The organism is Erwinia sp. L03-1, from assembly GCF_058686115.1.
In genome coordinates, this window is record NZ_CM178762.1 from 1,782,673 (window position 1) to 1,800,438 (window position 17,766).

Annotated in this window: 10 protein-coding genes and 2 pseudogenes; 7 read left to right on the forward strand and 5 right to left on the reverse strand. The window is 47.4% G+C overall.

What is annotated here, in order from left to right; genetic code table 11:
* Window positions 1-118: 118 nt before the first annotated feature.
* The 4 genes from AC4PCC_RS08180 to AC4PCC_RS08195 form a co-directional block, all read right to left on the reverse strand.
* On the reverse strand, window positions 119-871 hold the full coding sequence (locus tag AC4PCC_RS08180; RefSeq protein ID WP_345827968.1) for an NAD-dependent epimerase/dehydratase family protein: 753 nt from the start codon (window positions 869-871) through the stop codon (window positions 119-121).
* A gap of 955 nt (window positions 872-1,826) precedes the next feature.
* Window positions 1,827-2,162, reverse strand: coding sequence for a DUF7716 domain-containing protein (locus AC4PCC_RS08185; RefSeq protein ID WP_492127021.1), 336 nt, complete (start codon window positions 2,160-2,162; stop codon window positions 1,827-1,829).
* A 24-nt stretch (window positions 2,163-2,186) separates the two neighbouring features.
* Window positions 2,187-6,440: an RHS repeat-associated core domain-containing protein gene (locus tag AC4PCC_RS08190; protein WP_492127022.1), complete on the reverse strand. Its 4,254-nt coding sequence runs from the start codon at window positions 6,438-6,440 to the stop codon at window positions 2,187-2,189.
* Window positions 6,441-6,457: 17 nt separating this feature from the next.
* On the reverse strand, window positions 6,458-6,895 hold the full coding sequence (locus AC4PCC_RS08195; RefSeq protein ID WP_492127023.1) for a DcrB-related protein: 438 nt from the start codon (window positions 6,893-6,895) through the stop codon (window positions 6,458-6,460).
* 563 nt (window positions 6,896-7,458) lie between these two features.
* Here AC4PCC_RS08195 and AC4PCC_RS08200 point away from each other — a divergent pair.
* The 7 genes and pseudogenes from AC4PCC_RS08200 (at window position 7,459) to AC4PCC_RS08230 (ending at window position 16,818) form a co-directional block, all read left to right on the forward strand.
* On the forward strand, window positions 7,459-7,635 hold the full coding sequence (locus AC4PCC_RS08200) for a hypothetical protein (RefSeq protein WP_492127024.1): 177 nt from the start codon (window positions 7,459-7,461) through the stop codon (window positions 7,633-7,635).
* Window positions 7,636-8,736: 1,101 nt separating this feature from the next.
* A complete protein-coding gene (locus tag AC4PCC_RS08205; RefSeq protein ID WP_492127025.1) occupies window positions 8,737-10,410 on the forward strand; it encodes a type I restriction-modification system subunit M in 1,674 nt (557 codons plus the stop codon).
* Window positions 10,407-11,978 carry a restriction endonuclease subunit S gene (locus AC4PCC_RS08210; RefSeq protein WP_492127026.1) on the forward strand — a complete coding sequence of 524 codons (1,572 nt, stop codon included), beginning with the start codon at window positions 10,407-10,409 and terminating at the stop codon, window positions 11,976-11,978. The genes AC4PCC_RS08205 and AC4PCC_RS08210 overlap by 4 nt, the downstream gene beginning before the upstream one ends.
* Entirely contained in the window at window positions 11,975-13,759 is a 1,785-nt protein-coding gene (locus AC4PCC_RS08215; RefSeq protein WP_492127027.1) for a restriction system-associated AAA family ATPase, read from the forward strand. Before AC4PCC_RS08210 ends, AC4PCC_RS08215 begins: the two co-directional genes overlap by 4 nt.
* A 5-nt stretch (window positions 13,760-13,764) precedes the next feature.
* A complete protein-coding gene (locus AC4PCC_RS08220) occupies window positions 13,765-14,823 on the forward strand; it encodes an HNH endonuclease (protein ID WP_492127028.1) in 1,059 nt (352 codons plus the stop codon).
* Between the two features lie 139 nt (window positions 14,824-14,962).
* A pseudogene (locus tag AC4PCC_RS08225) lies at window positions 14,963-15,310 on the forward strand (transposase); the annotation flags it as partial.
* A 560-nt stretch (window positions 15,311-15,870) separates the two neighbouring features.
* Window positions 15,871-16,818: an ArdC family protein gene (locus AC4PCC_RS08230; RefSeq protein ID WP_492127029.1), complete on the forward strand. Its 948-nt coding sequence runs from the start codon at window positions 15,871-15,873 to the stop codon at window positions 16,816-16,818.
* 200 nt (window positions 16,819-17,018) lie between these two features.
* Here the strand turns inward: AC4PCC_RS08230 and mobC are convergent.
* Window positions 17,019-17,764: pseudogene (mobC, locus tag AC4PCC_RS08235) on the reverse strand (MobC family replication-relaxation protein).
* Window positions 17,765-17,766 lie beyond the last annotated feature (2 nt).

Genomic DNA, 17,766 nt, shown 5'->3' on the forward strand with positions numbered 1-17,766 from the left:
TAACCAGAGATAGCGTCCGTTTTGCGCCAGGTACTGTTACAGGCAAAGCTACATGCCAGCAGCATAATTTCGGCTATCTTTATTTTTTAAGCATGAAGACGTTCTCATGCTAGATATGTTATTTAAACAGATCCGGACCCGGTTTAAATTCCCGAAAGGCATCATCGACTGGATGATAACCCAATACCTTTCTGGTATGTGACAGATCAAATCGTTTAAACCTGTTATCTGAAATCCCATAGCCGACAAAAAAGGTTATATCTGCAGCTTCTATAGCGCTGGTTATCAGGCTAACTGCATCCTGCGGGCTGAGCCAGGCGCTGTAATCCCGGGCAGTCTTAAGCGCATCGGCATCTTTGGGTTCAAAAGCGCCTATTCTGAGCGCTACGCAGGAAAGCCCATGCTGAGTGGCATAAAAGGAACAGAGCGCCTCACCATAGCATTTCGTGACGCCATAGATATTGGCTGGTGCCACGGGCAGACCCGGATGGATTTGTATATCAACCGGATAACCCTCAATCGTCTGCGCACTGCTGGCAAAAACAAAGCGTTGGCAAGATGTGGCAGCAACCGCTTCAAGCAGCCAGGTAATGGACAAAATGTTAGCCGGCAACAGCTGTTCGAATGGGGCATCGGCGTGAGGGATCCCTGCCAGGTGGACTATTGCGTCAGGCTCCGACGCATTCAGTAGCGCCTCTGCCGCGTTCGGCTTTGAAAGGTCTGCCTGAAAAAAGAGGTGAGGAGAATTGATCTCATAATCCGGCCTGTTCAGGTCGGTAAGGATGAAGTCATAGGTATTACACATCGCCTTAAAATAAGTTCGTCCAATGCGGCCGCTGGCACCTGTAAGAAGTATTTTTTTCACTGTCATAACGTCGGGATCCTTATTTCATTAACGGCATCGTCGGGTTGATACCTAAACGCAGTAAAGCTATATCATATTGGCCTGAAAATGTATGTCGCCTGGGCTTTATAACGCGTAATTCGCGGGCAGGGTTTGCCTGTGAGGCGTTCTTTCCCAACATTATTTTAAGGCATACGTACGCTGTTCGCTCTCGGCAGACCCTGACGGTAGGTGACGAAGAATAGCGTTATAAATGCGGATAGCTTAAGACGACGTAAAGTTATTGATCAATAAACCTACACCACCTGGTGATGCCCAGGCCGACGGGAAGTATGCACACCCAGCGTTCAGTAAACGTGTCGGCCTCTCCCCAGCACACACGTTCTGCTTTTTACCGTTGTCGGCTGACAATGGATTGCGGATGCATTGAAGCAAGCATGGCGGATTTCATGCCGAAAGGGATGGCGTACGAAATGCGTCCGATGGCTGAGAAACGGGAAATCTAAAAAAGTGCGTCGAACTAAAACGGGTATGCTTACAACTCAAAGGGCAAAGAATATATCAACACAAAATTAGCGTCACTACCCAATTTTTAAAACTATATATATAATATATTTTAGCGAAATTACCTTCACCTAAAATAATTAAAGCAGGGTGGTAATTACACGAAAAATCACAAATCAATTTCCTATTATCGTAATATCTTGAGGTCATTTAAATTATTTTATCTTATGGATTAAGGGGGTGTCCAGGTTGATAGGTAACTTGATTAATATTTCCTTTTTCGCAAAGTTTTATACCGAAAGGAATTTGAATACTCTTTTCGTCTGACGTTGCTATTTTGCTGCAAGTGATTGTACATAGAATGACTAATTCCTGCCTAAATGGCAAGATACTTCGTGATAGAGCTGGGAAAAGAGCTAAAAGTTTACATTACAGCCCACTAGCATAGAAAACTATGTGCAGGCTGTCTGGGTAAATATCAGAAGTCTAGAAAATCATCATTTTCAAGATAATAGTTTAGAGCATCAATAAAATCCTGGTTTTTCGCAGAAGGTTTTTGTTCCATTACCGATAAGATTACATCAGCAAACTGCTCTCCAGAATAGATATATGATAAACCTTTGGTAACTGCGTCCTGCGGATATACTTCATTATCATTTTCATCTACCTGCGGATAACCGGAGACCAAATATTCTTTGTCTTCGAATAACTTTCCATCTAAACCATAAATACAAAAATTATCATCCTCGCAACGCGTTTCAATCATTATTTTTATTATGTCATCCAATTTTACATAGTTACCTTTAATCGACATAGTATCCTCTTTTATATTTAAGTCTTAGCTACAAATTTTCCTACCACTATGGCCATCAAGCTTTCCTTGTCGCCCAGCTTTTCCACCTCCCCATATATCACGTCCACCTTTACCAGTTGGATGATATAAAGCATGGTTAAATCTATGATCTGCTCTATCAACCAGAGTCAGTCTGTTTATATCTTCATGATGATGCCATGTTAATCCTGAAGGACTTCTACTCATATCTCCATTTTTGAGCCAGTCATCCAGTTTTGGATATCGGTTAAGCATATCTTTTCGGAATGCCGGGTCCGCTTCCATTTTCTGAACAAAATCTACATTGGCCCTGTTAAATTGGACTGCATCACTAGAATACCTATATTGCGGATCAAGTGAATAATCATGAAAAATATGATACTCACCATTATTTGGCCTATTAGCTAATCCCCAGGGATCAATCCAGCCCAGCGGATTCGGCGCATACTGATAAAGGTTCCAGCCACCTGCCAGCCCAATCGGATCCTGCACCGTAAAGCGTCCAATCTGCGGATCGTAATACCGGAACAGATTATAGTGCAGTCCCGTTTCGCTGTCAGCGTACTGCCCGGCATAGCGCAGCGGCTGATGGTGCAGGGCAGTTTGCCGTGCAAGTCGGTGAAAACCTTCCGTCTGCCGGGTAACTTCGCCAAAACTGCCGTAACGTCCGCTCCACCGGAGCTGGCCTTGTTCATCAGTGACATCCAGCGGTGCACCGTTAAGGTCGGTACTGAACCAGAGAATATCTCCATGACTGTCGTCGCGTAAATGATCAACCCGCGCCAGCGGGCTGTATGCCTCTTTGGGGTCGTATATGTATGTCTGATACTGACCGTTATGCTGCTGTTCCTGTAACAGTCGGAAGCCCTGCCACAGGAAGCGGGTCTCAGTGATGCCACGCTGCGTGGTGACGGTTTTACGGATGCGACGGCCCAGCACATCATAATGGTAGTGCGCCGTGAAGCCACCTTCCGGTCCGCTGCCTTTTGCTTTTATCAGTCGGTTTTCCGCGTCGTATTCGTAATGCTGTTCATACAGGCCGCTGTGGCGGCTGACCAGGTTTCCCCACCAGTCGTATTTCATAAACAGATCCTGCCAGCGCGTGAGACGGTTATCCGGCAGCGGCAGGGCAGACAGGTCATTATCCGGCAGCAGGTTATCCGCAGCGTCGTAGCGGAACGTCCGGGTGCTGTGACCCGGACGGGCTTCGTAATGCCTGAGAAGACGACCTTCCTCATCATAGCCATAAATCGTGCTGCCACGCAGCGTGTCACTGACGTCAGAGAGTTCTCCCCGCCCTGTGTAGTTAAAGGCGCGTTCGAAGATAGCCTGTTCCGGCAGGTCGGGTGCTAAGCCGCCGATACTGCGTTGCAGGGTACGTCTGCCCAGTCTGTCATACTGGCGGGTCTGTTCACGGGTTCCCTGAGTGCGGGACACTTCCCGGTGCAGGCGGTCGCGGGTGAATTCGCTGACCGTCTGCTGATTAAAGCGGAGGGCACTGACGTGACCGGAGCCGTAGTGCAGCCAGCTTATCCGCTGCCCGCCGGGCAGGGTCAGCGCGGTAAGATTACCCAGAACGTCATACGCAGAATGCAGCTCACCGTTCACCCCCTGTTCAGTGAGCAGGTTTCCTGCCGCGTTAAAGGTAAACTGAATATCATCCGCTTCAATTCCTTTTTCCACGCCATCAGCGGTCGGTGTGCGCGTCAGGCCGGTAAGCTGCCCGCTGTTGTCACGCTGGTAATGGTACCGGGCATCGCGGGTTGTTCGGGTGGTCAGCAGTCCGCTGCTGTCATAGCTGAACTGCTGAACACGCCGGGGAATGCCGCCATCGTTGTCCGGTCTGCCGCTTTCCATAAGAGTGGTAAGCAGTCCCCGTTCGTTCCATTCCATCTGCCGGATGATGTCGTCAGGGCGGACTTCGCTCAACGGTCGGCCTGTCGGGTCATACGTAAAGCGGTACTCACCGCCGTTGCCGTTTTCCAGACGCAGCAGATTGCCTCTTGTATCATAGTGCCAGCGGCGCATGATACCGTTGCGGCCGGTCTGACTGAGCGGCTGGCCCAGGCGGTTATACGTCCAGGACACTTCGCTTTCCAGCGGGTCACGCCAGGCGGTGAGCTGCCCGTGTTCGTTCCACAGCAGCGTTTCCCTGCTGCCGTCGGCACGGATAATCGCAGTAAGCTGACCGGCGTCGTTCCACTCCCTCCGGGTGATGTTACCTTCCGCATCCTCACTGCTCAGGAGCTGGCCGAAGCGGTCATACGTCAAGCGGATGACGCTGCCGGAGCAGTCGGTGCGCTGTGTCAGCAGCCCCTGGCGGTTCCATTCCAGCAGCACGTCACCGCCACTGGCATCGGTGATGCGGTCCGGCAGCGTTTCTTCGTCGTCAGGATAATGGTATGTGGTGGTGTGATTCAGTGCGTTGCTTTCCGACAGCAGGCGACCGTTTAAATCATATGTCGCCTGTGTGGCGGTTAAATCCGGGAAAACCGTGCGGGCGATGCGGTCAGTGTTGCGAAACCAGTAATACTCTGTGGTGCGGCCTGCCGGGTCGGTCTCTGACGTCAGGCGGCCATAACGGTCCCACTGGCTGCGCCGCATGGCTCCGTCAGTAAGGATGACATCGCACAACTCACCGTCGCGGTAAACAAAGCTGGTCTGGCGACCGTCATAATCTGTGAAACGGGCGACGTTATTATCGTCGTCAACCAGCCAGTCTGCCTGTACGCCATCCTCGCGGGTGGCGCGGCGGGTGCCGTTTATAAAACTGTAATGAAAATCAAGCTGCTCACCCGCGCTGTTGCGGTACGCCACCACGCGCGCCAGACCGTCAATGTTCTGCCAGAGATATTCATTCAGCAGACCGTTGCCGTCCTCATGGCTGCGCAGTAAATCCATGCCATGCCGGCCGTCACACCAGCTGAAACGCCGGCGTACCTGACCGCCTCGTCCGGTGACGCTAATCACCCTGGCCTTATCATCGAAGCCGTAGCTGACCAGGCAGACTTCATCATCCAGCCAGGCCCCGGTCAGGCGAACCTGTCCGCTGACGGTTGTGTAGCGGCAGACCACGCGCTGCCCGGCGCTGTCGGTGAGCGCATGCAGGGTATGGTCGTCGTTCCAGTCAAAAAGAATATCGTTACCACAGGGTTCTGTGAGGCGTAGCGGCAGGGAAGGGGAATCGTCCCGCAGGGATGAGTAATGCCAGCGCTCGCCGCTGATATCATACACTGACCATGTATCGTCCTGATGGTGTTCCAGCCAGCGTTTCTCGGTTTCACAGAAGGTTCGCTCTCCTTTTGGCACCATCGGGAAGGAAATGTAATCTCCCGAAGGCGCACGCCACACCAGCCCGTCCTGATACCGCTCAAGGCGGGTTTCCCAGAAAAGTGACCAGCCACGGCCCAGCACGCTGTCGCCGGGATTGCCACTGCGCCAGTAACGCTGCCAGACCACCGGCAGACGGGAGGGTAATACAAAGTCCAGCTCGTCATCACCCGCGAGAAACTTCTGCCCACTGACAATATCCACCGGACGCGCGATGATACCCACGGCAGCGGCACCGGTCATCAGCACGCCAGCGCGGCAGGCGATGCGGGCCAGTTTGTTGATACCCGGAATTTTACTGAACAGCTTCGCCAGCGCCCCGGCCTTCGCGGCACCCCCTGCGCCACCGATAAGCCCGGCAAATAACAACGTCAGGTCAGAGGCTTTATACAGTTTTTCAGGGACTTCAGACTGTATGGGCAGGGTCGGCTGCGGCTCACCGCCAATGCGCACGTTCCCTGAACCGGTCATCACTTTGCCGCCACAGGTGGTCTGGTCACCTGTACGGGCAGCAGGCAGGCCGTTAATAAATACGCGTGAGGAGCCTTCGGCCATCTGCTGTGAACCACCGTCCTTAGCGCATTCCACCATGCTGTTGGTCGCAATGGCGGCAGGTCTGCCGTTAATGAACACGTTATGAGAGCCGGTGGCGATAACGCCTTCCTTCTGCATGCTGGCCGCGCCCGCATCCGCGATACTGTCCCGTGCTGCCGTCGCCAGTTCACCGGTCAGGTATCCCACCGCCAGGCTGGCCCCGACCAGAAGGACGCCAATGCCGAGACAGGACGCACCGAGACCGGCAATCATCATTGCCCCGGCGGCAATACCACCGGCAGCCGCAATCAGCCCACCGACAATCGTTCCGGCAATCATCCCTGCCAGCGCATGAGAATGGCCGATATCATCGCCCACGCGTGCCGCTTCAAACATAACAACGTTCCTTATTGTCAGGTGTTAAAACAAAAGCCGGAGAGCAGCGCCTGAAATTGTTGATTTTCCCCGTCCGTCAGTATCGCGGTGCAGGTCATAGTGAACACCAGAATATGGTTCTCAGACGTGTTAAATACCGCCTGTTGCTGGAAGACCCGTTTACCGTCATGAAGGTAGCTGGCATGCACACATTCACCCTGCAACAGGTTATCGCCGAGAACAACAGACACCCGTTCCGTCTGCTTCCAGCCTTTCAGATGCTTCTGCATCAGGGTTAACTGCCGGCCAATATAAGCCGACAGCGTTTCGTCATCATTCATCGAGTCGCGGGAGATATTAAAGGCAGGCGTGTTCTCACCGGGCAGGGTGAAGACATTAACGGTGCGGTCCTGATACCTGTCAGGAAGGGAGATGCGGCCTTCGGTAAAAACGCAGATAGGAAGATTTTCAGACATTAAGCAGGTTCCGTATGCTTTAGAAAGGGTTAAGTGTGCCACAGGGGCAGACAGCTTGCTATAAAGAGGTCTCATTTACTTACGGAAGGTACGTGTTCTGAGATAGGTACCGGTTCAGAAACAGACTGATTTAGCAGATGCCTGCTTTCGAAGTGCAAAATCAGTCAACTAATCTTACATTTCATTAACTTATTGATGTCTGGAATCGATCAGTGGTTATATATTGATAGGATTTAACAATTAAAAGTCGGGAGTTGATTTGTAATTGATCGTATAAAGCGATTGATGAATTATTATTGATAGCTAACAACTGTCATTTGTTGTGAATTTGATCGGTGAAAATGATATGACAGCCGGTTTGCTGAGATCAATCATATCAATGGCTTAGAGTTAATCTGGCGAAGAAAAGAGCATGTCAGAATGTGCATTTTGCGGTACAGAAGTGCAGTAGCATGTGTCGGTGTGCAGGGGTGCTGAAAGGATAGAAGGCTACGTCAGTCAGCAGACAATTAAGGGGCTGGTAGTCGTTGAAACGATAGTTGGCATTCCTGCAGGAATTTTTCATGGCCTATCTCACCAAATCCACGCCAGTGTTGGTGATTACTTTGCTCGCTTTAATGCCTGGCCCATTGATGATTCTGAAATTTAAACCAAAGATAAAATCAGTTGGGTTCGTCCGACTGCACGTTAATGACTTTGCCGACACCAGGGAAAACAACACCACTAACTGTTCTGAATGAAAATCTCAGTGCAGTGAGTTTTTTGATCCTACACAGTTTTTAAAATGAATACAGCTTTACTAGTATCTGCCACTTTTACGCTGGCAGGCAGCAACTGAGCGACGCAACAGGGTAGATGGGGCAGTCGATTAATTCCTCATTATCTTCTCTGAATTGGGCTTTAAGCCCATCAAACAGCAAGAGTACAACTCTGGCTTCAGATAATCTTCCAGTGAACACCGTTACGGTCTGAGGGCAGTCCAGAGAAGGGATAACCAACTGATAGAAAGCAAAAAACCAGACGTCAGTAGACATCTGGTTTCTCTAATTTGGCTCCTCTGACTGGGATCGCCTTTGCCAATAACTGGCTAATAAATAAGCTAAAGCTTGTTACTCTCCCTGTCAAGACCACCATAATGACCACCAATACCGAATGAGTATGCACCAAAGCTTAGATGTGATGCTTATTACTGCAGTAAAGTAGAACAGGCAGAGGCGGCGTTATGATCGGATGGTAACCCTGCGTATGAAACTAGGATGGATAGCACTTTATCTGCCTAATGAGTGGCGGGATGCTTACTTGTTAAGCATAAGAAAAACTCTGAATTTACTGTCTGGAAAAATCAATCTACACAGGAAGTGCCCCACAGACATCACAGGGCAGTGTTGATAACGTCCGCTCTTACACAAATCGTTCAGAGTTGGAGTATACATTTCATGTCGGATATCCTGTGTGAATGGCGATGTTTTTTGGCACTGAATTTAGTGAGTATTTTAGCGGGCGTGCTGGTAGCGCTACGGTTTTGGATAACCTCTTTTCGAGAGCTTGTCAGACATTTACACTTTTAAATTACTTTAGTAATGGGTTTTTGTCTGATTTATCTCATTATGATAGAATATAACGCTTATTATTTAGTGGTTTACTGAGACTCATAGCCGAAAGAACATTATGGATACTGTTACTAATTAAGCTTTTTTTACTAAAAAAACATATAGTTATGTCATAGTGCAACTAAAATGGGCTGGTATGTTGCCACCTTAAGAAAGGAAAATGTCCTGAAAAAAGAGTAAACTGCCAGCCACTAAGCACCTCAATTAAGACTGAATCGAGAACCCAGCCACATGCTACAAAACAACCCTGACCTCCAAAGCGCGATCAAACGCCTCTGGGATAAATTCTGGAGCAGCGGCATCAGCAATCCGCTCACAGCCATTGAACAGATTACCTACCTGTTGTTTATGAAACGGCTAGATGAACTCGATCATAAAAGGCAAGACGAAGGTGAAACTAGTAGTGAGAAACACATTTCTAAGTTTGCTGGTACTTGGATTCCACCAGAGGAAAGAAACCGCCCTGTTGCGGAACAACACCCTATAGATAAACGCACGCTTCGCTGGAGCGAGTTCAAGAAATTGCAGCCCGAAGAAATGCTGCAACATGTGCGAGACAAAGTTTTTCCTTTTCTGAAAGATCTGAATGGTGCTGAATCTAACTTCACTCATCACATGAAAAACGCAGTATTCATTATCCCAAAGTCAGCATTGTTGGTGGAGGCAGTGAAGGCCATTGACGAAATCTTCGAGATGATGAAAAGGGATTCACAAGAAAAAGGTCAAGCTTTCCAAGACATTCAAGGAGATGTATATGAATTCCTGCTGTCGGAAATCGCCACCGCAGGCAAGAACGGACAATTTCGCACACCACGCCACATTATTAAATTGATGGCAGATCTGGTTCAGCCGCAACTGGGACAACGTATCGCCGACCCTGCCTGCGGTACGGGGGGGTTTCTGTTAGGTGCCTACCAGTACATCCTTACTCAGTTGTCTTTATCTCAAAACCCAAAAAGAGATAATTCAAAAGGATCTACTCATGATGAAGATGGCTTCTTTCGCACTTCTGTGACTGCCGCTCTGACCAAAAAGGCCCGGATCCTTTTGCAAGAGAATCTGTATGGTTATGACATAGACGCTACTATGGTGCGTTTAGGCCTAATGAACTTAATGATGCATGGAATTGATGAGCCGCATATTGATTATCAGGACACACTAAGCAAGAGCTATAGTGAAGAAACCAAATATGACATAGTGCTAGCAAACCCGCCTTTTACTGGCAGTATAGACAGGGGGGATATTAATGAGAATTTGAAACTCTCAACCACTAAAACCGAACTTTTGTTTGTTGAGAACATCTATCGTTTGCTGAAAAAGGGCGGTTCCGCCTGTGTGATTGTGCCTCAAGGGGTATTGTTTGGCTCGGGCAAGGCATTCAAAGAACTACGGCAAACTTTAGTTGAGCGCTGTGATCTCAAGGCTGTCATTACTCTGCCCAGTGGAGTGTTTAAACCCTACGCTGGAGTAAGTACTGCCATTTTATTGTTCGCCAAAGTTTTCGGGCCGGGGGATAAAATTTCCAAACCTGCTACCGATTATGTCTGGTTTTATGAGATGTCTTCCGATGGCTACTCATTGGATGACAAACGAAATAAGCTTGAAGGCTACGGCGACCTGCAAGACATCATTCAAAAATATCATTCCCGTGATGAGGCGTCTGACACAGATCGTACAGCTAAGTGTTTTATGGTGCCAAGAATAGATATTGAAGCGGAGAATTACGACCTTTCGCTGTCTCGCTATAAGGAAGAAATATTTGAAGAAGTGAAGTACGAACAGCCAGAAGTTATTCTGGAACGACTAATTCAATCAGAAGTGGGGAATGTGGATAAGAAGGTGCTGAATAAAGTACAAAGTGGCATATTGTACGAGCTACTGGAGTTAAAGGGGATGATAGTATGAATAGAATGACAATCCCCCTTGGTGACATATTAACTCAATCCGGTCACCACCGTGCAGGCAATCGAGAGCTTCCGGTCCTATCAATAACCATGAAAAATGGTTTGGTTGACCAATCAGATAAATTCAAGAAGCGGATTGCCAGTTCAGACACGTCTAAATATCGTATTGTATACAAGAACGAACTTGTTGTTGGGTTTCCTATTGACGAGGGAGTTCTTGGATTCCAGACAAAATATCCGGTAGGAATCGTTAGCCCAGCTTATGGTATCTGGAAACTCAAGGATGAATCGGTATGCCATATTCCTTACCTTGAGCGTTATCTGCGTTCATCCGAGGCAAGGCGTCTTTATGCATCTCGTATGCAAGGGGTTGTTGCACGTAGACGTAGTCTGACGAAGTCTGATTTTCTTAGTTTGGAAGTCCCTTTTCCTCCCATCAATGATCAGGCTCGTATAGCTAATTTATTGGACAAGGTAGAAGGGCTAATTGAACAGCGTAAACAACTTTTGCAATACCTAGATGACCTACTAAAGAGTGTATTCGTCGAGATGTTTAGTGATCCTGTAAAAAATGCAAAAGGATGGGAACTAACAACAATAGGTGAGTTAGCTGTCGATGTAAGATACGGGACAAGTGTATCAGCGCAAGGTGGAAAATATAAATACATACGGATGAATAACATTACTCCGGATGGTTATTGGGATTTTGAGAATCTTAAATATATCGATGTAGATAATAAGGATCTAGATAAATATTCACTACAGAAAGGAGATCTCGTTTTCAATCGGACCAATTCAAAAGAATTGGTTGGTAAAACGGCGGTTTACGATCGAGATGAAACCGTTGTTATTGCTGGCTATCTCATTCGTGTTAGGTTCGATCGACAAACTAACCCTTGGTTTGTATGGGGGCACCTGAACTCAAAGTTTGGAAAAAACAAATTATTTAATCTTTGTCGTAATATTATTGGTATGGCTAACATTAATGCCCAAGAGTTAAGGGCCATTCCAATTCTTAAGCCTCCACTGAAGTTACAAAATAAATTCGCTACTATTGTAGAGAAAGCGCATGCTATTAAATTTCGCTATCAGCAAAGTCTTGCTGATCTTGAGTCCCTGTATGATGTTGTTAGCCAACAGGCTTTCAAAGGGGAATTAGAACTTTCACGTGTGCCTATTCCAACACAGATATTCCCCCCCGTATCAGGTGAAGAGGAAGCCGCTGAACACGGTGAAGCCGTACAACATATAGCAGTGGGTAATTATCTACCCGTAACTAATAGCTTACCATCCGCGTTGGATAATGCAGAGGCTCGCAAGTCACTGATCGAGGAATGGCTAGAGGCCTATACAGCGCAATTGGGCAACTCATCGTTTTCAGTACATGAGTTCATGATGACGGCACAAGCACGGCTGGCGGAATTATATCCGGACGTTGATTCTAAGTTTGGTGAAAGTGACTATGAGCATATCAAAGCTTGGGTGTTCAAAGCTCAGGCTATTGGTGCACTTAAGCAGGTATTCAATGACGCTGACAATTGCATTGAAATTAAGGCAGTTTTGGTATGAAGTTACTACGCCTAAAAATCTCTGATCCGTCCGGCTTCCGTAGTCTGCCCTGCGGTTTTGAACACTATTTTAGAACCGAATGGGATTTACAGGAAGAATTGGATCAACATGAAGGCTTTGCGCCTTTCGTATGTGCTGGTCGTAACGGCAGTGGTAAATCCAATCTGCTTGAAGCATTAGCAGCTATCTTCTTCCAGTTGGAAATTTTGCGGGTCCGTCGAAGTTTTTTGCCGGAGGTACTGCAAAGTACCGATCATGATTTATCACCAGTCGCGTTTGAGCTGGATTATCTAATTCGAGTACCAGAAGAGTTTCGTATCTCTGGCGGACAAGAATGGGCAAAAGTCTCAGTGAGGAAAAATAACGGAGAGTCTGTGCGTTTCGATTGGGTAAATCAGAGTGACTTTGACACAAACGCTTATGAAGTTTTCAAGGGAAGCCATGCCGATATTCTATTGCCTCAATATGTGTTGGGCTACTCGTCTGGCGAGAATGAAATTCTCAGTCTACCGTTTTTCAAAATGCGCTTTGTACAGTTCGACGAGTACTGGAATGCCTTGACGCGACAACTGAGCTACTCTGGCCATCCGGAGTCGAGGTTGGCTTATCTTGACAGTGGTTTCAGCCAAGCTATTTTACTTTGTAATCTACTTTTTCAAAACGAAACCACGCTTCAACCTTTCCGTGAGGATGTTGGTATAGAGGCGTTGCGGGAGTTTCGTATTATTATCCGTCGTAGTATTCCTCTTGCGCCGGAACAGTTGACCTCTTTTGCCAGCGAGGATAAAAACCAGCACCAATCACTTGATGACATTTTGAATAGTAACCCCGCTTTGCATGTGAATATGGATGAAGAAAGTGGTCAAAGTTACCACTTAAACCTGATGCAGCTGCTGGAAGGGGATGACAAATCCTCTTTAGTAGTCAGCGCGCTTAAACGCTGCGCTAGCTTGTATTACGAGGACGAGTCTAACGACACTCTAATTCTGGACTACTGGGTTAATGATGCTACTCGACAGGCTTTTCGCGAAAATTTTAATGGTTCGGCACTGGCTCTATTCCAGGCGTTCCAGGTATTGCTGACACTCAATTTGTATAAGGTGAGTGATAATCTCAAAACTGATCTGTATCGCTCAACAAGTCATTATGTCAGTGAAACGGTACCAACGTTGGCGTCCGACGAACGAATTATGCGCTTCAAGTTTGTGCGTTTTACTAAACAAGGAGTTGAAGAGCCAATGATGCTCAAGGAACTCTCGGACGGTGAACACCAATTGCTTCATAGCCTAGGTCTATGTTTACTGTTTAGAGAAACCAACAGCCTGTTTCTTCTGGACGAACCGGAGACTCATTTCAACCCACATTGGCGTGCCAGTTTTATCACCCGGATGCGCCAATGTTTATGTAACACTGAGAATGTGGAGCAGGAAATGTTGATCACTACTCATACACCTTTCCTTATTTCAGATAGTAAACCTGAAAAAGTACTGGTGTTTTCTAAGGATAAATCTAGCGGTAGGGTCACAATAAGCATACCTAAATACAACACACTTGGTGCATCAATCAATAAAATTACTATGAATACCTTTGGGAAACGTGAAACTATCGGTGGCCATGCGCAAGCAGTACTGGATGATTTACGCAGACGTTTTGACGAAGGCATTGAAGACAAGGAAACTCTGATCACAGAAATTGATGAACAATTGGGTGACTCGGTGGAAAAAGTATTACTCCTCAAGGCTATTTTTGATAGCGACAATCCAACGAATGACGAGGTTTAGCACTGATGCTGTTTTCATATACCTATGTGCCACACAAAATGGAAAAGATGCAGGCATTCATTGATTTTATTTTTTATGAGGTATGGTGCGAAGCGCGGGTAAGAGGACCTTTTTGTCTTAAACTGTTTGAAACTAATGCAGAATTGTATGAAGTGATGGAGGATTTTTTTTCCTCGGATACACAAGGTGCTGTTTTCTTTTATAAGCATGTAGAGAGAATTTATGGCTTGTTTTCATCACTGACTGAGGTACAAATCGATCAGTTTAAACAGTGGTATCAAGGGAATAATGATCTTGAAAAAATATGTGCTAATGACCCTTCAATACAAGTTGTCCGTTATTCCGATATTGCCATTCACCACAAAGATATAGCAGAACAGCTTGCTGTTTTTTTTAAGGGCTTATACTCACAGTCACTGCTTGATCTCGCTGTACTGCGTGCCAAGATCGGTGATATACATGATCACTATCAATCTTTTACAACTGTGAACAAGGCAGGTAAATGTCCTTTTTGTGGTATTGGAGATATAAAGGGTGGTAACCATAGCAAGCGCGAGGCCTATGATCACTATTTGCCCAAAGCTTTATACCCATTTAATTCTATAAATTTCCATAATCTTGCTCCGGCCTGTCATGAGTGCAATAGCACATATAAGTTATCCAAAGACCCTATTCAGAGCGGCGCTCTTCGACGTAAGGCCTTCAATCCATTTGCCTCAGTGGTTCATTTAATTCAATTACAGATGACTTTACAGCATGCAAATATCGATGCGCTTGAGCCTGCTGATATTATTATACAGTTCGGTCCCGATACGCTGGAGGAGGAACTAGAAACATGGAAAGACTTGTACGGTATTGAAGAACGTTATAAAGCCAAAGTTTGTGCAGAAAATGACGGTAAATACTGGCTTACTCAGGTACTAGATGAGTGGAAGGAGGAGGGCTTGAGTCCTACCGAATTCATGAGGACATTAGCACGTCAAGCGAAAAAGAAGCCTTATGCTGAGTGTAATTTCCTTAAAGAACCTTTTCTTAAAGCTTGCCATCGAATAGGTGTTTTTTGAGGCTCAATACATATCGAGCTATCAATTTTTTATAACCTACTGTTATAAAAGACATCAACCGGTGGCTTTGACCTGCTCGCCGTTGATTAACATCCACCGATGTTAGTAATGTTTTCATTAGTCACATGAGGACATCATAATGAAGAAACGTTTTTCCGACGAACAGATCATCAGTATCCTCCGCGAAGTTGAAGCTGGAGTTTTTGCCCGGGAGCTTTGCCGTAAGAACGCTATCTCTAAGGCTGCGTTCTAAACTTGGCAAGAGTTTGATGACATGGAAATGCCTGAAGTGAAACGCCTTAAGTCATTTGAAGAAGAGAACGCCCGTCTCAATGAGTTGCTTGCAGAATTCATGCTAGATAAAAAAGCGTTGCAGGTGGCTCTGAGCCGAAAGTTCTGACGACAGACCATAAGCGGGGTCATGTGTGAGGCAATGGGTCTGTCGCAACGTCACGCCTGCAGGCTGGCAGGTCTGCCCCTTTCAACATAATACTGGGGGCATGTCAGTTTGCATAAACGCATACAGATAGAGGGGAACTGAAAATAAAACAGATCGCCTCTATGGCATATGATGTCCGCGGTTACGGCGCTGTGGCCTGTTTCAATAAATCACTCACTGTGGGTGATCGTGAATAAACTGTACGCGGCGCTCAATAAGCAGACGGCAGGGACGCGGTAGTGATTGATGCCGGAACGAGACATTTTAAGAACAAACCGCCCCCGGTTAGCAGGATCGTCTCGTCCGGTAGTAAAGCATGCTAACACCTACATGAAGTTCCTGTCAGTGCCAGTCCCCGACTCAACACTATCAAATCTGCTTTTCACCACTGCTGAATAAGGGACGCTACGTCCAGCTATGCAGGAGCAAGTTTTTCTCCTATGCGCTTTTCGTTCCAGCATCGGCTTCCGGTTAATCGTTTCCCAGCACACCCCGTCCCGCAAGGGTAAATGGCACGCATTCTGCGCCCTTGCAGGACAGAACGATGCCGGGAAAACGAACCGTCAGGCGATACGAAGACGAAAATCACATACTGACGGAGAAAAACCATGACAATTTCCCTGCATACCACCCGGACAAGCGCCCCTGACACCGCAGCGGCGGCCAGCGTATCCCCGCTGGACCCGTCAGGCTCCTCGAAAACGAAATTGTCTAAAAACAGAAAGGATATTTATCAGACCGTTACCGACAACATCATTGCAGCGCTGGAAGCCGGTGTTAAACCCTGGTCCTGCCCGTGGCAGCGTGTATCCGGCATGTCTGGATTGCCATCTAATTACGCCACCGGCTTAGCCTACAGTGGCATGAATATCATGTTGCTGTGGAGCAGTGCATCAAAACAGGGTTTCAGCGATTCACGCTGGATGACCTACAAACAGGCACAGGCAGCCGGTGGACAGGTTCGCACGCGTGAACGTGGCACAACAGCTATTTTCTATACCACACTAGAAAAGAAAAACGATGCCGGAGAAATCGACCATATCCCGATGCTGAAAACTTTCACCGTGTTTAACGTTCAGCAAATTGATGACCTGCCCCTGATAACTGAAACGGTCATCCCGGAAGCAACCTTTGACCCGTTGCCCCAGGCTGAAAACCTGTTCAGGAAGAGCGGCGCAAACATCATCGAGAAAGGACAACATGCCTTTTTCAGCCCATCAAAAGATGAAGTCTGGCTACCGGAGCGCCATCTGTTTTCGGATGCGGCGAATTTCTACGCTACCGGCCTGCATGAGCTGGTTCACTGGAGTGGTGGCAAAAAACGCCTGAACCGTGAAATGAAAGGGAAGTTTGGCAGTGCAGATTACGCGGAGGAGGAATTAATGGCAGAGCTGGGAAGCGCCTTTCTGATGGCGGATCTTGGGATTGAGGGAGAAGTACAACATGAAAGCTATATTGCTTCCTGGCTGAAAGCGCTGAAAAACGACAGGCGCTATATTTTCAAAGCGGCCAGCGCCGCCTCTAAAGCGCATCGTTATCTGATGGATAAACTCTGAGACCGGAGCCGGACAACCGCAAGGGAATGCGGTTACATGGTTTTTAACCGGCAACGCTGCAAGGCGCAGACTGAGGCGGAACGCAGCACGCAGCACAGCGAGTACCGGACAGTCTGCGCCTCGCAGAGGAATAAATAATTTCTGGCCTGGCGGTATCGCCGCCAGGCCGGTGAGGCCACCATGATGGCCTGTGTAAAAGCTTACGTATAGCTGTCTAATGACAGGCGTTTCAGTTCATCAAGGGTATAAATGCGAAACACACGGCGGTGGCGTTCTTCCAGCGGGACGTGCTGGTGGTTGATGATGACATGCCTGATGCTGTAAACAGTAGCTCAAGTGCCCGTTTTTTCTGTGGGTCAGGCACAACATAAAAAACATAAATCCAGTCTTTCCGGGTCCTCGCCAGTAAATGGCTGGCAATAATCGACTGGTAGCGGACTTTGGTTTTCAGGCGGCGCTCGGTTTCAATGGCAATAACGTTACCGTCAGGCAGGGTCAGTAACCCGTCCGGGCGATGTTTTACCTGATACTGGCTGAGAAAGGTGGCCCGGTCGCCGTTAATCCATCCCGAAGCGCCTTTCTTCTCCAGAATAAGTCTGGCGGCCTGATTATCAAGATGGTGCTCCAGCGTCCAGCCGGTGATTTTTGATGGTTCAAACCGAGCAGGAAAGATTTTATCATCCGGGGTTAACACCACCGCCAGCCCGTCGCTGGTGATCCCCCATAATGAAATCTTCATTGTTCGTGATTCAAGCACATGCTTCTGGATTAACCCCATTTGCTCCGTTTTTGCCAGTAGCGAATAAAGCGACTTATGATCCCGGAAAACAAATAACTGCATCAGCGTTTTAAAATCACTATAAGTTTCTTCTTTCAGGAAGTTCAGCAGTTGTTTTATTTTTTCGCTATTACGCGTCTGGCGCTCGTGAAAGGACGAAATCAGCATAA

What these genes read in the sequence shown, in the direction of transcription:
- AC4PCC_RS08230 (WP_492127029.1), top strand. Translation starts at nt 15,871, where the DNA reads ATGACAATTTCCCTGCATACCACCCGGACAAGCGCCCCTGACACCGCA.
- AC4PCC_RS08195 (WP_492127023.1), bottom strand. Translation starts at nt 6,895, where the DNA reads ATGTCTGAAAATCTTCCTATCTGCGTTTTTACCGAAGGCCGCATCTCC.
- AC4PCC_RS08185 (WP_492127021.1), bottom strand. Translation starts at nt 2,162, where the DNA reads ATGTCGATTAAAGGTAACTATGTAAAATTGGATGACATAATAAAAATA.
- AC4PCC_RS08205 (WP_492127025.1), top strand. Translation starts at nt 8,737, where the DNA reads ATGCTACAAAACAACCCTGACCTCCAAAGCGCGATCAAACGCCTCTGG.
- AC4PCC_RS08180 (WP_345827968.1), bottom strand. Translation starts at nt 871, where the DNA reads ATGACAGTGAAAAAAATACTTCTTACAGGTGCCAGCGGCCGCATTGGA.
- AC4PCC_RS08220 (WP_492127028.1), top strand. Translation starts at nt 13,765, where the DNA reads ATGCTGTTTTCATATACCTATGTGCCACACAAAATGGAAAAGATGCAG.
- AC4PCC_RS08210 (WP_492127026.1), top strand. Translation starts at nt 10,407, where the DNA reads ATGAATAGAATGACAATCCCCCTTGGTGACATATTAACTCAATCCGGT.
- AC4PCC_RS08200 (WP_492127024.1), top strand. Translation starts at nt 7,459, where the DNA reads ATGGCCTATCTCACCAAATCCACGCCAGTGTTGGTGATTACTTTGCTC.
- AC4PCC_RS08215 (WP_492127027.1), top strand. Translation starts at nt 11,975, where the DNA reads ATGAAGTTACTACGCCTAAAAATCTCTGATCCGTCCGGCTTCCGTAGT.
- AC4PCC_RS08190 (WP_492127022.1), bottom strand. Translation starts at nt 6,440, where the DNA reads ATGTTTGAAGCGGCACGCGTGGGCGATGATATCGGCCATTCTCATGCG.